The organism is Streptomyces sp. NBC_00154, assembly GCF_026342835.1.
In the GTDB taxonomy this organism is placed as follows: Bacteria; Actinomycetota; Actinomycetes; order Streptomycetales; family Streptomycetaceae; genus Streptomyces.
Map to the genome: position 1 here is coordinate 907,147 of NZ_JAPEMI010000002.1, position 14,274 is coordinate 921,420.

General features: G+C 68.3%; 10 protein-coding genes and 3 pseudogenes. 10 read left to right on the forward strand and 3 right to left on the reverse strand.

The genetic code is table 11. The features are described 5' to 3' along the window. Positions 1 to 95 precede the first annotated feature (95 nt). From OHA03_RS40600 to OHA03_RS40635, 8 genes and pseudogenes are all read left to right on the forward strand, one after another. Positions 96 to 221, forward strand: a pseudogene (locus tag OHA03_RS40600) (gfo/Idh/MocA family oxidoreductase); the annotation flags it as partial. After that, a pseudogene (locus OHA03_RS40605) lies at positions 222 to 1,444 on the forward strand (ISL3 family transposase); the annotation flags it as partial. Positions 1,445 to 1,768: 324 nt separating this feature from the next. Then, a complete protein-coding gene (locus tag OHA03_RS40610) occupies positions 1,769 to 2,146 on the forward strand; it encodes a hypothetical protein (RefSeq protein ID WP_267008983.1) in 378 nt (125 codons plus the stop codon). 956 nt (positions 2,147 to 3,102) lie between these two features. Beyond that, a complete protein-coding gene (locus tag OHA03_RS40615; RefSeq protein ID WP_158711268.1) occupies positions 3,103 to 3,243 on the forward strand; it encodes a hypothetical protein in 141 nt (46 codons plus the stop codon). A 70-nt stretch (positions 3,244 to 3,313) separates the two neighbouring features. Next, positions 3,314 to 3,439 (forward strand): hypothetical protein, encoded by a 126-nt coding sequence (locus OHA03_RS40620; RefSeq protein WP_267008984.1) that lies wholly within the window; start codon positions 3,314 to 3,316, stop codon positions 3,437 to 3,439. A 59-nt stretch (positions 3,440 to 3,498) separates the two neighbouring features. Beyond that, positions 3,499 to 5,406 (forward strand): RiPP maturation radical SAM C-methyltransferase, encoded by a 1,908-nt coding sequence (locus OHA03_RS40625; RefSeq protein WP_267008985.1) that lies wholly within the window; start codon positions 3,499 to 3,501, stop codon positions 5,404 to 5,406. Then, a complete protein-coding gene (locus OHA03_RS40630) occupies positions 5,403 to 5,987 on the forward strand; it encodes a DUF5825 family protein (RefSeq protein ID WP_267008986.1) in 585 nt (194 codons plus the stop codon). The genes OHA03_RS40625 and OHA03_RS40630 overlap by 4 nt, the downstream gene beginning before the upstream one ends. A gap of 3 nt (positions 5,988 to 5,990) precedes the next feature. Beyond that, positions 5,991 to 7,277 (forward strand): MFS transporter, encoded by a 1,287-nt coding sequence (locus tag OHA03_RS40635; RefSeq protein ID WP_267008987.1) that lies wholly within the window; start codon positions 5,991 to 5,993, stop codon positions 7,275 to 7,277. Positions 7,278 to 7,281: 4 nt separating this feature from the next. Here OHA03_RS40635 and OHA03_RS40640 read toward each other — a convergent pair. Continuing rightward, positions 7,282 to 7,831, reverse strand: a pseudogene (locus tag OHA03_RS40640) (YciI family protein). Between the two features lie 144 nt (positions 7,832 to 7,975). Here OHA03_RS40640 and OHA03_RS40645 point away from each other — a divergent pair. Then, entirely contained in the window at positions 7,976 to 9,190 is a 1,215-nt protein-coding gene (locus OHA03_RS40645; RefSeq protein WP_267008988.1) for a transposase, read from the forward strand. Positions 9,191 to 9,480: 290 nt separating this feature from the next. Here the strand turns inward: OHA03_RS40645 and OHA03_RS40650 are convergent, their stop codons facing one another. Together OHA03_RS40650 and OHA03_RS40655 are read right to left on the reverse strand one after the other, a co-directional pair. Continuing rightward, entirely contained in the window at positions 9,481 to 10,485 is a 1,005-nt protein-coding gene (locus OHA03_RS40650) for an NADP-dependent oxidoreductase (protein ID WP_267008989.1), read from the reverse strand. Between the two features lie 550 nt (positions 10,486 to 11,035). After that, complete coding sequence (locus tag OHA03_RS40655; protein WP_267008990.1) at positions 11,036 to 11,638, reverse strand: TetR/AcrR family transcriptional regulator; 603 nt, start codon at positions 11,636 to 11,638, stop codon at positions 11,036 to 11,038. A gap of 582 nt (positions 11,639 to 12,220) precedes the next feature. On the opposite strand from OHA03_RS40655, the gene OHA03_RS40660 reads away from it, so the two are divergent. Next, a complete protein-coding gene (locus tag OHA03_RS40660; protein ID WP_267008991.1) occupies positions 12,221 to 13,072 on the forward strand; it encodes an alpha/beta fold hydrolase in 852 nt (283 codons plus the stop codon). The last annotated feature ends 1,202 nt before the right edge of the window (positions 13,073 to 14,274 follow it).

Genomic DNA, 14,274 nt, shown 5'->3' on the forward strand with positions numbered 1-14,274 from the left:
CCGGCGAAGCGGGCGGGGACGGCATACCGGCCCCGCCCGTGCCTCGCTCGTGTCGGCCTCGACTCCACAGGTCACCAGCGTTCACGCAGACGGGACGCTGGGGCGAGCGCGGCAAGCCGCACGCCGCAACCGCAGACGCGGCGTGCGGCATCGTCCACCTGGAGGGCGGTGAAATAGCCCAGACCCACTCCTCCTGGACCGTCCGCGTCAACCGCGACGACACCTTTCGCGAACAGCTGCCCGGGGTGCTGGAGCGATACCAGCGGCGCACAACCCGCCTGACCAGGCAGGTTAAGGCCGTGGTCGAGGAGTTAGCGGGCCGTGCCGGATCGCGCCTGCTGGCGGTACCCGCGATGGGCCTGTCGCGTCACACGGCTCTGTGCACACTGCTGCGGATCCCTCTGCCCACCGGGCGGGCACCCCGCGTGATCGGCGTCGACGACTTCGCCCTGCGCCGGCGGCACCGCTACGCCACCGTCGTGATCGACGCAAAACGCATGAGCGGAGTGACGTGCTGCCTGACCGCACCGCCGACACGTTGGAAGCGTGGCTTCGCCAGCATCCGGGCATCGAGATCGTGTGCCGCGACGGCTCCTCGACCTACGCCGAGGCCATCCGCCGTGCTCTGCCCGACGCGGTGCAGGTCGCCGACCGGTGGCACCTGTGGCACAACCTCTGCGAAACCATCCTGAGTGAAGTCAAAGCGCACAGCACCTGCTGGGCCGCCGTGCTGGACACCCTCATCTATGAAGGACCCCGAGCCCAGACCACCCTCGAACGCCGGCACCAGGCCCACGGCCTCCTCCAGCAACGTGTAAGCCTGCTCGATGCGCCCGCCGATTGCAACACTCCCTGAACACCGTCAAACGCTATGCCCGCGCCGACCGTCCCGCACGCATGCTCCGCGTCCCTAAATGCCGTGCCAGCCTCGTCGATCCCTACCGGGAGTACCTGCGCAAACGCCGGGCCGAAGACCGGCCGTCGCCGTCAAGCACCTCTTCGAAGAGATCAAGGCCCTCGGATTCACAGGCTGCCTGAACCTGTTGTACAAGTACATCAACCAGGGCCGCGCGGACGCCGATCGAAGCCACATCCCCCGCGCAGGCTTGCTCGGATGCTCCTGACCAGGCCGGACAGTCTCAAGCCCGGACCTCACGACCTCCTGGCCCGGCTTACCGCCGCCTGCTCCGAGATGACCGACCTCGCCACCAGATCCCGGACTTCGCCAAACTCCTGACACCCGAGAAGCAAGCGGCGACGAGCTGTCGCACTCGATCACCCAGGTCCGCATCGCCGATCTGCCCCACCTACACGCCTTCACCCGGGCCTGGACCGCGACCGCGCCGCCGTGGTGGCCGGACTCATGCGTCCGTACAGCAACGGCCCGACCGAAGGCGTCAACACCAAAACCAAGCGGATCGCCCGCCAGATGCACGGACGAGCGGGCTTCACGCTCCTCCGCCACCGCATCAACCACCCTCCGTCACCACCGAATGCGCCACCTGCACGTTATTCCCGTTCCGGGGCCGCCAGTACCGCTATACGTTTGCGGCCAAGCCGCTTCTTCAGGATGAGATTCTCGGCGTAGAGATTCGCTGTCACCGTAGCAAGGGCGTCGAGTTTGCCTTGGGTCTCCGCTGCCAGTTCCCTCGCTTCCCGCAGCTTCTTGCGCAGTGCCGACGACGGTGAGGTGCACGAGGTGCACTCGCTCAAGCGTCGGGCGGCAAGCGCGACGCGACCTATTCCCATCCCGCCGCAATTCGTACGCATGCTGCGTGCCCATGTGAAACGGTTCGATGTGGCACCCGACGGTCGACTCTTCCGGAACCAGGCTGGCAACTACGTGGACGCTGCCGCCTACGGCATCACGTGGGCGCGGGCCTGGGAGCACGCCCTGACTCGTACCGAGCGGACTCCTCGCCTGGCCAAGCGACCTTACGATCTCCGGCACGCCGGGATCTCGTTCTGGCTCTACTCCGGAGTGGACCCGGCCGAATGCGCCCGCCGCGCCGGTCAGAGCATCGAGGTTCTCTTCCGCCACTACGTCAAGTTCCTCGACGGCCTTCGAGAGCAGGCGAACCGCCTCATCGAGCAGTCCATGAACGAGTGGCAGCGCGTCAGCCAAGGTGACGCACCCGAGGGCTGAACCGGGGGGTTTGATCCGTGATTGGTCCGGAAGCACTGGTCGGGAGGGGTACAGCAGTGGAAGGAAATGGGAGTTAGCGCGCAAGCCGGGCTCGGTCGAGAACGGGCTGAGTAAAAGGCGCCCGACGGGTGAAAGCCCAGGTCAGGCACCTTTTCGCGTGCGTCTAGAAGAAGCCCAGCTTCTTCGGCGAGTACGACACCAGAAGATTCTTCGTCTGCTGGTGGTACAGCGCAAGCAGCTCGCTGACCCGCGAATATGGCAGCCGTGGGGACCTTGCCGGGACCGCTGGCCCGGGAATGGTCCGGATCTTGACTGATGCAGACCTTGGGGCTGCGGCTCTGTTGGATTGGCCGTAGCCGCCCGCTCCGAGCTGACGGTCCCACCTGGCACAGGCAGTCAGAACCGTCTTCCGGCGTCCGCGTGGTCCAGGTCGGTAGCGTTTGGCCTGGTCAGGTCCTTGTGGTGCGGCTGCGTCGCCCCTGTTGGTGACACGTATGTGACCGCTGTGACTGATGTGGACCCCTGCCGGCTCGTTCCGGCGGGGGTCTCTGCGTTCGGGGATGGGCCCGGTTAAGCGATGGTCGATGTGGTTTGCTCTGCTCCGGTTCGCTGTTCCGGACTGCGAGGCGCGCGTGGCTGTAGCGACGCAGCACGGAGCGGGGCACAGGGCCAACGTTCAGCGGTGACGCAAGAGCCTAGTAAGCAGGGCGCGGACCCTGAACGCGTGCCATGCGGGTTAGCGCCCCCGCATCAGGAGGTGAAGGAGTGTCACCACGGCAACAGCGACGACGAGGGCGGTGACAAACGACGGGTGCTCGAAGGCGACGTACGCGGTGCCCCAACCAACGAGCATGAGCAGTATGGTCCGTTGATCTAACTGCCCGTTCATTCGCGAGGCCCTCTTTGCATCTACGCCGTCATGGCTGTCACGCAGCCCCCATGAGCGGGGTCCTGGCGTGACCGCGCAGATCAACCGGTCGGTGAAGGTGACTGTGGGCCTTACCGGCGTTGCCACCCTCACGATCGAGGGCCATGAGCAGGGCGACCCCGAATACCCCAAAGTCGCTCTCGGTGATCCCGTGCTGCACGGCCTCTGACGGGCGGGCCGCTCCGCCGTCGGGGTTCTTGTGGGGTGCATGTGATGCCCCATAAGGTGAACTGCTTTGTGTGACACGTGAGTTCGAGGTCGTCGACCAGGGGAGAGTCGTGGAGATCAAAAAGGTAGTGATCCGCGAAGAGGAGCGCACGAACCGCAAGCCCGCCGTCATGGAGAAGCGCCCGCCGACCCGCTGACCGGGCGGGAACGTGAGCGTGAGCGGGATGTCGAGGGGACGGTGACGGGGGAGAGTGGTGTGCGCGTACAGCTGGTGACCATGCCGTGGCACCCGATCGATCTGCCCTCTCTCCAAGTGGGCTTGCTGCACCAGCTGTTGCGGCAGGTCCGCCCGGACGACGATGTGCGTGAGTTCCACGGCTCGCTGCGCTGGGCGGAGTTCCTCCTCGAGCGGTCCGGCGGGCGGCTGCGCCCCGGTGACTACGAGGCGATCGGCAGCGATTCGATCTTCGACGGCCTCGGTGACTGGGTCTTCTCGGGTGTGCTGTACGAGGACGAGAGCTGGGGCGTCGCCCGGCTGAAGGAGTACGCCGCACGTCGCGGCCTCTGCATCGACACCGCCTCCGACATGCGGGTCCACGCGGCCGAGTTCATCGCCGAGTGCGCGACGGAAGTGCTCGCCCAGGAACCGGACGTCGTCGGGTTCACCAGCACGTTCATGCAGAACGTGCCCTCGCTCGCGCTGGCCAGGAAGCTCAAGCGCCGCCGTCCAGGGCTCACCGTCGTCTTCGGCGGCAGCAACTGCGACGGCCCGATGGGGCACGCCCTGCACCGCAACCATCCCTTCGTCGACCACGTGGTGCGCGGCGAGGGCGAGTACGCCTTCCCGGCGCTCCTGCGCCACCTGGACGCCGACACACCACCCGCCGACGTACCGGGCCTGTGCTGGTGGGAAGGGCAGACGGACGGCCGGGTCTCGCGGGCGAATACCGAGTCCCGGCGCACCGTGGCGCCCTCCGACATCCCCGCGCCCGACTACGACCAGTGGCAGGCAGCCCTCGACGCATCCCCCGTCCTCGAATACGTCTACCCGAAGCTGGTGGTCGAGGGGGCACGCGGCTGCTGGTGGGGCGAGAAGCACCACTGCACCTTCTGCGGGCTCAACGGCTCCTCCATGGCGTTCCGCGCCAAGTCGGGCGAGCAGCTGTGGAGCGAGATCGACCACCTCGTACGACGGCACCGCATCCTCGACGTCGTCACCGTCGACAACATCATCGACATGGCGTACTTCAAGGACTTCCTGCCCCTCGCCGCCGAGAGCGGCTGGGACCTGCGGATGCACTACGAGGTCAAGTCCAACCTCAACCGTGAACAGATCGCCCTCCTCGGGCGGGCCGGAGCCGTGCTCATCCAGCCCGGCATCGAAAGCCTGAGCAACCGGGTCCTCGACCTCATGGACAAGGGCGTCAGCGGCGCCCGCAACGTCCGCACACTCCGTGAGTGCGAGAACCACGCGCTGACCGTCACCTGGAACTACCTGTACGGCTTCCCGGGCGAGACCGTCGAGGACTACGCCCCGGTCGTCGACCAGCTGCCTGCGCTCGTCCACCTGCAGCCCCCGGGCGGCGCCCACCGCATCCAACTGGAGCGGTTCAGCCCGAACTTCACGGACCCGGGGTTCGGCTTCGGCAAGCGGCGCCCAGCCGAGATGTACCACCATGTCTACGAGCTGCCCGAGTCCGAACTCACCGACCTCGTCTACCTGTTCGCGACGGACGACGCGGGCATCGGCGGAGAGACCGAGAGCCGGCTCAAGCGGGCCGTCGCGGCATGGCGCGACGGACATCACGGATCGAGCCTGGTGATGGAGGCAGCGGAGCCGGAGGACGGCGTGGACGTACTGCTCGTACACGACCGGCGCCACGGCTGGCCCCGCCGCACCCACCGGCTGACCGGCTGGCAGGCGCAAGCGCTGCGCCGCCTCGAGGACGGGCGGACGGAGCCCGCGCTGCACCGGCTGCTGACCGGCGACGGACACGACATCCCGGCCGAGGAGCTGTGCGGGTGGATCCAGCAGGCTCAGGCGACGGGGCTGGTGTTCCGCGACGGGCGGACGTACGTGTCCCTGCCCACGTGGGACGTACCGGACCGCATCGACCCCGACCCGGCTCCGCAATCCACGGACCGTCAGGAGGTGGCCGGATGACCGGGCTTCCCGCGACCGTCCCCCACCGCGTGACCGGCCGACAGGTCCACGTGGACGTGCCGCTGTGCCTGGGCGGGGCGGGGCGCGAGACGGCGGTGGCGGTCCAGTTCCTGCGCGAGTGCCAGAGCCAACGGTTCCGTACGCACTGGGAGATCGCCTACGAAGACCGGGCGCGAGGCGACGACCCGCTTGACACGCATGACGCCCCGTACGTACGGATGCTGCACCACCTCCCACCACCCGTCGAACGGGTCGACGAACCAGGTGAGTTGAGGGCCTGGCGCACCTCGTACGCCGCCTTCCCCGCCGGCATGCTCTACCACCGCCGCGGCCCGGACTTCATCACCGTCATGGACCGCAGAGAGCGGCCCGCCTCGGCGAGGTTCACCCTCGACCACCCGGATCTGCTCGCCACCTTCGCCACGGTCCAGGAGCCCACGGCGCTCGGTGAACTCGACGCCGTGCAGCGGGAGGCCGTCGACCTGCTCGCGGCCGAGCGGCTCGCTCTCGTCGCCGACGGTTGGGCGGTGGCCCTGCCGCCGCGGCTGCACCGCTGGCCCGTTCCCTGCACGGGGATCTGAGGGTTGGGCGCGTCACGGGTCGACGGGACGGTCCCCCTGCGTCGCCACCGTCCCTTCGTGCTGCTGTGCGGCGAGCAGGTCGCCAGCTCCGTCGGGCGGCAGATCACCGCTCTCGCACTGACCCTGCTGGCCGTGACCGACCTCGGCGCGGGGCCGTTCGGGGCGGCCGCGCTGCTGGCGCTGACCTATCTGCCCGGCGTCGTGCTGAGCCCGCTGGCCGGAGCGATCGTCGACCGGATCAGGCTGCGCCGCCTCCTCGTGTGGGTGACCACCCTGCAGACCCTGGTCGTCGGCTCGATCCCGTTGGCCGGCGCGGTGGGGCATGTCACCCTGGCGCACCTGTACGTGGTCGCAGGCGTCTCGGGCACCCTGACCTTCACGCTCTCCGTCGCGCTCCAGGCAGCGCTGCCGCGCGTCGTCGGACCGGAGCGGCTCCTCGCCGCCAACTCGGCCCTGACCGCGGCCCGTACGAGCGGACAGGTCGGCGGGCCCGCGCTCGGCGGTGTCATGGTCGGGCTCCTCGGAGCCGACGCGGCGCTCCTCGCGGGCAGCGCGGCCTACGCGATCGAGGCGCTCTTTCTGTTCGCGCTGCCCGCCGCGCTGAACGCGCTGACAGGCTCGCGGGAGCCCGCCCGCGCGAAGTCCCTGGCCGGCTCGCTGCGTACGGGACTCGCGGTGGTGCGCGCCGAGCGCCGGCTGCGCCGCATGGTCCTGGCGGGCGCTGGACTCAACCTCGGCAGCGGTGCGGCGGCCGCCCTCTACGTCTTCTACGCGACCCGCAATCTTGCCCTGCCGGCCTGGCAGTTGGGCACGACGTACGCGGCCTACAGCGCGGCCACCCTGGCGGGCGCCCTGCTCGCCGGACGCTTCGCCAGGACCTCGGGGCTGTGGCGGGCCACGCAGATCTTCGGACTCGCGGCAGGCGCTGCCGTGTTCCTGATCCCGGCCGCGTCGCTGGGCCTCGCCTTCCCCGTGCTGTTCGCGTACCAGGTCTGCTACGGCCTCTCCGGCACCGTGTGGATGATCTCCATGACGACCACGCAGCAACTGGTCACCCCTGACGGCATGCAGGGCCGCGTCGCGGGACTCGTGCAGGCGGTGCTGCTCACGACGGTGCCGGTCGGAGCCCTTGCGGGGGGCGCGCTGGCCGCCTGGCTCGGCAACGTACCCATGCTCATGGGCGCGGCGGCCGTGACCCTGCTCTCCGCGGCGACCCTTTGGGCACCCACGGGGGCGGGCGTCACGGTGCCGGAGCGGGCCCTGGACGCGGAGGCGGAGAGCCGCCGCTAGTCACTCACGACGGCCTCCCGCCTAACTGCCAGTTGTGGACCTCGATATGGGCATACACGTCCGAGATGAGGACGCCGCGAGCCGTCTCCGGGTCCGGCGCCCGGAGCAGGGCCGCCGTCCCGAGCCAGGTGCCGCCGTCGTCGGACAACAGCGGCCCGAACGCGATCAGTTCGTCCCGGTCGCGCGGCACGCCCAGGTCGGCGCCCGGCCCCGTACCGAGGCCCATCACCAGGTACTGGTTGCCACCCTGCCGGCCGCCGGGAAACTCCCACATAGTGCGCCCCAGCATGTTGCGCCATCGGCGTAGCATCACGTCCCGGTACACGCCGGCCTGGTACCCGGGCTCGTCGAAGGCGAACGCGCGGGCGGCGGCGAGATCCGGCAAGTCGACGATGTGCACGCTGCCGGTGGGTGTCTCACGGTCATCGGTGAGTGTGGGGCCGCGAGCGATCATCTCCTTCTGGAACGTGTCCATGTAGGACCAGTGCGCTTCACAGCTCGTCGCGCAACGCCAAGGAGCCGGTCCGGTCACGGTGGTAGCAGAGGAATTCCATCCCTGATCTTCGCGGGGAATCCCAGCCTTCAGGCCGGGCGGGAATGCGATCCCTGGCCCGGAGGCGTGGAGCGCCGGAGTTCTCTGCGTTGTCAGTGGCGCCAGCTATGTTGACCGGACTGACCCAAAAGGGGGGGTGGGCTGGATGATTCGTGCGTACAAGTTCCTGATGCGGCCCACCACGGGCCAGCAGATCGTGCTTGGCGAGATGCTGCGGGATCACTGCTCGCTCTACAACGGGGCGTTACAGGAGCGACGGGATGCCTACCGGCATGTATCGAGGACCACCGTCCGGTACGGGATGCAGTCCGGGCAGTTGAAGGACATTAGGGCGTTCGATCCTGAGCGTCAGGGGCGCTGGTCGTTCTCCTCGCAGCAGGCGACGCTGCGCCGGCTGGACAAAGCGTTCGCCGCGTTCTTCCGCCGGATCAAGTCCGGTCAGACGCCCGGCTATCCGCGCTTTCGTTCGGTGAGCTGGTTCGGCACGGTGGAGTTCCCGAAGGACGGGGACGGCTGCCGGTGGGACTCCACCCCGCACGACCCTGTCACCCGCGTGCGGCTGCAAGGGGTCGGGCATGTCAGGGTTAACCAGCACCGTGCGGTGGTCGGCAGGGTCAAGACCGTCTCGGTCAAGCGTGAGGGCCGCAAGTGGTTCGTCGTGCTGACCGCCGAACAGGAGCAGGCCGAACCGCTCCCGACGACCGGCAGCGTGGTCGGTATCGACCTGGGCATAGCCAACTTCCTTGCCGACTCGGGCGGCGAGTTCGTCTCCAACCCGCGCCACGGCCACCGCGCTGCTGCGAAACTCGAAGCCGCACAGCAGGCCCTGTCCAGGTTCCCGCGCCGCAAGGCCAAGGACCGCACCAGGAACCACCAGCGCGCAGTGGACCAGGTCGCCCGGTGGCACGGCAAGGTCCGTCGCCAGCGGCTCGACCACGCGCACAAGACCGCGCTCGACCTGGTCCGGGCGCACGATGTCATCGCGCACGAAGACCTCGAGATCCGCAACATGAGCAGGGCCCCCGCACCGAAGCCCGACCCCGAGCAGGCGGGCGCATTCCTGCCCAATGGGGCAGCGGCGAAGGCTGGACTCAACCGCAGCATTGCCGACGCCGGATGGGGGGTGTTCCTGACGATCCTGTACGCCAAGGCTGAAAGCGCCGGACGGGAAGTGATCGCCGTGGACCCCCGCAACACCTCCCGGACCTGCCCCGAATGCGGGCACGTCTCCAAGGAGAACCGGCCCACACAGGAGACCTTCCTCTGCCAGTCGTGCGGACACACGGCGCACGCCGACACAGTGGGAGCACTCAATGTTCTACGGGCCGGGCTGGTCCGTCGCAACGCCCACACGGCATAGCGAGAAGCACCGTCCCTTCAGGGCGGGGAGGAGTCACGGCCACACTCTGTCCTACCGGGCGCCGGACCGGTTCGAATTTTTCGATCACCCTGTAGGCGAAGTCCTCGCCGCGAACGGACACGGAGCGGGCCGGCGCGTTCTTGTACGACGACGTCGAAGCGGATGGGGAATTCCGCGGTGTGTTCATGTCCAGGTCCTTCTATGGCGGGTTTCAGGGCACTTCTCGTTGCCGCCGGCGGTGTCGATCCAGCGCTCGTGGAGGACCTTGATGGCCCGGCAGGACTGTTCCCTCACGCCATCTTGACGACGACCTTGCCGGCCTTCGCACGCCCTGCTTCGACGTACTCCAGCGCTTCTCGGGCCGACTCGAACGGGAACACGGTGTCGACGACGGGTCGGATCTTGCCGGCCTCGATGAGGGGGGTGAGCTCGCGCAGCTGGTCCCCGCTGGCCTTCATGAACAGGAACGAGTACGTCACGTTGCGGCGCCGGGCGCCTCGTCGGATCCGGAAACTCAGCGCGGACATCACCAGCCGGATGATCGGATTCGCCCCCAGCTCCCTGGCGACAGCGGCGTCGGGAGGGCCCGCGACACTGATGACCTTCCCGCCGGGCTTGAGCACGTCCAGGGACTTCTTGAGCGTCTCGCCGCCGAGCGAGTCCAGGACGACGTCGTAGTCGTGCAGCACCGTCTCGAACGCCTGCTTCTTGTAGTCGACGACGACGTCCGCGCCCAGACGCTTCACCAGGTCGACGTTGGCCGTGCTCGTGGTGGTCGCCACGTACGCACCCAGCTGCTTCGCCAGCTGGATGGCGATGGTGCCCAGGCCGCCGGAACCCGCGTGGATGAGGACCTTCTGACCCGGCTGGATGTGCGCCCGCTCGACCAGCACCTGCCACGAGGTCAGGGCGACCAGGGGAAGGGACGCTGCCTCCTCCATGGTCAGCGTGGCCGGCTTGATCGCCACGTCGTCCTGGTGCACCGCGATGAGTTCGGCGAACGTGCCGATCCGGTCCTTGTCGGGCCGCGCGAAGACCTCGTCGCCCACCGCGAACCGCGTAACGGCCGCACCCACTTCGACCACCACTCCGGCCAGGTCGTTGCCCAGGACGAATGGGACCCGGTACGGCAGGATCGCCTTCATCTTCCCGTTCCGGATCATCCCGTCGAGCGGGTTGATGCCCGCGGCCTGGATCCGGACCAGCACGTCGTCCGCGCCCACCTCCGGGTCCGGCACGTCGCCGACACGCACGCCGGCCTTGTCGCCGTAGCGCTCTACCGTGAAGGCTCTCATCGTCGGCTCCATATCTCGTCCGCAGCGGACGGGGGTGCTGTTCATCCCGGGCTTCCCCGGGGAGTGGTCAGTGTTTCGTGACGGTATGCGGGTTTTTGTGTAATGGGTTTTATGGGGGGCGGGGCTCTTGGCCCTGGCTGTCGGCGGAGGAGTGAGTGCCCTCGGTGGTGAGCGCGTGTGAGGCGTGCCGGGTGTAGTGCCCCGACGTTTACCTCGGTCGGTAGAACCTTCCGGGGTTGCCCTGTCTCGTGTCGTGGATGCCGACCTCGCCCGCCTGGCGGGCGAGGTCCAAGGCTCATTGAATTACGGGCGTAATTCTAAGTGGTAGGTCGACGGATCGCAAGTAGGGCCCGGTCCTCTCGGGGGCGCTGTACCCGTGGCGGGCGCGGGACTGGTCAGCGAGGCCCAGTCGTCGGCCGAGCTGCCACCCTCGAAGCCTCGCGCATTCTGCTTCTGCGGCGAGGAGTTGACGCGGTGTGGGGCCAAGTGGTGTGCCGCCCAGGTGTAAGCGGGCGGCCCGTGGTGCGGACAAGTGTGTTCTGCGGGTACGTCACTTCGAGGTCCTGGCGTGCTCATGCTCGACGCCCAGTAGTGCGAGGGCGTTGCGGATGCCCTGCTCGAGGAGTTCATCGGCGAGTTGCCCGTCGGCGAGGGCTCGGGAGAGCTGCAGCGTCCCGGCCATCATGGCGTAGGCGCTGAGCGTCTTGGTGCGGACCGAGAGCGGATCGTCGGGTGCCAGACGGGCGGCGATGCCGTCGATGACAACCAGCACGCCGTCGGTGTACGCCTGCTTGGTCGGGTCTGCGCAGCGCCCGATTTCGTCGAGCAGGGCGGCAGAGGGGCAGCCGTCGTCGGAGCTGTTGCGGTGCTGGGCGGACAGGTACCACCGCACGATCTGCTCAAGCCCGGCACGGCCGGGTGCCGCCTGCGCGACGATGTTCGCGTTCTGTGCGTGCAGTTGGTCGGCGACTGCGGAGGCCACGAGGTCGTCCTTTGATGTGAAGTGGGCGTAGAAGGCGCCGTGGGTCAGCCCCGCGTCCTTCATGAGTGTCGAGATGCCCGAGCTGTCGATGCCGTCCCGCTTGAACCGGCGCCCGGCCGCCTCGATGATCCGCTGCCTGGTCGCCTGCTTGTGCTCTTTCCCGTATCGCACCGCACGCTCCTTCGTTCGCCGGAGGAGCCGCTGGTCCTCGACCGGCTCCCTTGTTGTATTGTATTGCGACCATAATTTAATGATTTCAGGGCGCCGGCGACCGCTCGGTCGACGGCGAGGTCCCGTGCCGGGCAGCCCCTCGTGGTGGGCCGTCTCGTTGCCGGCTTGGGCTCACTCCGTAGTGCGCCGCGGGCTGCCGCCGGCCGCAAGGGCCAACCACTTGCGCCCCGCCGTCTCCGTGCATAACATTACGAGCATAATTCAATTGCTCACGCCGGAAGGTGCGGCTCTCGCGCTGGCGAGGCGGATCCCGAGGTGATCGGAACGAGTCGGAAGACATGGCGTCGCCCGCTGTGGCGGCTGATCTTCATCGAGCTCGATGCAACCGGTGGCGCGCAGGTCGGCAACGTGGTCGAGCAGGTGATCGAGTAGCTCAGGTGCACGACCTGGCCGACACCGCCGGCTCAGCACATCGGGCGCCGGCGAAGAGAACTCCGTTCCGCAGTCCCAGCACGTCTTCGGTGTGCTGCGCGAGCAGACCCGTGAGATGTCACGCACACCCACCAACAAGAGAAGGACATCATGAGCACGTATCTGGCAGACAAGGCCGAGGGCCTCACCGTCGAAGGTCCCTCCGCGACGTTCACCTACCGGCGGATGGGTCCGCAGGGCGGCGTCCCGCTGGTCCTGCTGAACCGCTTCCGCGGGACCATCGACTGGTGGGACCCGGAGTTCCTGGACTACCTGGCCGCCGACCACGACGTGATCGTGTTCGACAACGTCGGCGTCGGCTACACCGACGGCGAGCCGCGCGACTCCCTCGAAGGATTCGCCGAGGGAGCCATCGAGTTCATCGATACACTCGGCCTCACGCAGGCCGACCTGCTCGGCTGGTCCCTGGGCGGCATCGTGGCCCAGCGTGTGGCCCTGCGACGCCCCGAGCTGGTGCGCAAGCTCATCGTGGCGGGCAGCGGCCCGGCCGGCTGGGTGCCCGGTGCTCCGGACTTCAGCGAGAAGGTCCTGGGCATCATGAACAAGCCCGATGCCGACCGGGATGACATCCTGTACCTGTTCTACCCCGAGACGGAGGCGGCCCGCGCCGCTGGGCTCGAGCACTTTGACCACATCTCGACCCGGCTCGCCGAGGGCGGCCCCGCGATCTCCGAGGTGGCGGCGCAGGGCATGCTCACCGCAGTGGGCGCTCTCCTGGCGGTCCCCTTCGACCAGGTGCGGGCGGAACTGGAGGCCATCAAAGCTCCCGTCCTCTACGCGAACGGCCTGAACGACGTGATGATCCCCGCCCACGCCTCCTACGTCGCGGTCCAGCACCTCGACAACGCCACCCTCGTGCTCTACACCGGCGCCGGCCACGCCTTCCTCTTCCAGTACGCCAAGGCCTTCACCAAGCAGGTGGCCGACTTCCTCGCTGCCTGACCACGCCGACCCCACCGCTGACCCCGAACGATGCAGGGGCGGCGGCCGCAGGCCCATCGTGCAGGCGCCGCCTCACAGCTGTGTGAGGCGGCGCCTGCACGATTGCCGAACGTCACCACCAAGACCCGGCTGGCAGTCGGTGCGTCCCGGGGATGTGACCTCGCGGAGATGGTCCATGCTCAACTGGCTGTTCTGCTGGGCCCGCGTACGCCATGAGCGCCGAGCCGTCGGCGCCGGCTCCCTGAACCGGCGGCCGGCCGCGTTGGTGATCCGCTGCATCGTCGTCGGCGGCATCGCACGGGGAGATCATCAAGGGTCCCGTCCCCATCGCCCATGGCGCGCACGACGGGTTGGCCCCGCCACGGCCTCATTCTTCGCCGTCCGGTACGTCGGAGTGCGGCCCCCCAGGCGGCTCACCCACGTACCCTTCGCCCGCGTCGACTCCCATGTCCGCGGGTCTCGCAGCGACCAAGTGCGCTTCAGCAAGTCCGGTGGGGGCCGCCGTAGTCCATCCCACGTCGGGCCGTTGCCTCATCGATGGCGGCCTTGCCTTGAACTCGTCTGCCGTGGCATGGGCACGCACCGGCATGTCCTGGTACTTCGCCGACCTCCACAACCGCTCGATCCGATTCGGCCCAGGGCCGTGGGCAGGCAGGAGCAGCTCCCCCCGAGTGTGGCCGGCCCCGAGGGTCGTTGAACGGGGGGTGACGTGCACTGAGGCGCTGTCCAGCACGATCATGCATGGCCGCACGCGCTGTCACTGGCGGTGGGCAAGCCGCGGTCGTGGCCCTGCTGGGCAAGCGGGCAAGGAGCGTGCATGAGCTCCAGCATTGTCCCCGCTCCGATGGTCCCCGGTCGTGATGTCCACACCGGTTCGGTCCGGATCCGTTCTGGCGCAGTGCGCCCAAGACGTTGATGCGCCGGCCTTCCCTGTTCTGATGGCGCGCTATGGGGCGCTCCCCGATTTGGACCCAGGTGTAGCCGGTGAGCAGGGTCGGGGCGATTCCGAACTCAGCACCGAGATCCAGGAGGAAGACAGGGCTACGCCCCCAGTGCGCTGGACGCCGTCGGCGATCGCCGACGGCGTCCAGGTCCGGCCCACCACCGCCGAGGCATGAACACCTGCTCTGCAACGTGAAGAGTCGAGACCGCCGGTAGGGCCGATTCGCGATTCCGACGATGACGTCATCTCGTTCGGCTCG

Excerpts from the sequence above, each read along its gene's own strand:
- OHA03_RS40630 (WP_267008986.1), top strand. The coding sequence starts at position 5,403 with ATGACCGGGCTTCCCGCGACCGTCCCCCACCGCGTGACCGGCCGACAG.
- OHA03_RS40660 (WP_267008991.1), top strand. The coding sequence starts at position 12,221 with ATGAGCACGTATCTGGCAGACAAGGCCGAGGGCCTCACCGTCGAAGGT.
- OHA03_RS40610 (WP_267008983.1), top strand. The coding sequence starts at position 1,769 with ATGCTGCGTGCCCATGTGAAACGGTTCGATGTGGCACCCGACGGTCGA.
- OHA03_RS40650 (WP_267008989.1), bottom strand. The coding sequence starts at position 10,485 with ATGAGAGCCTTCACGGTAGAGCGCTACGGCGACAAGGCCGGCGTGCGT.
- OHA03_RS40645 (WP_267008988.1), top strand. The coding sequence starts at position 7,976 with ATGATTCGTGCGTACAAGTTCCTGATGCGGCCCACCACGGGCCAGCAG.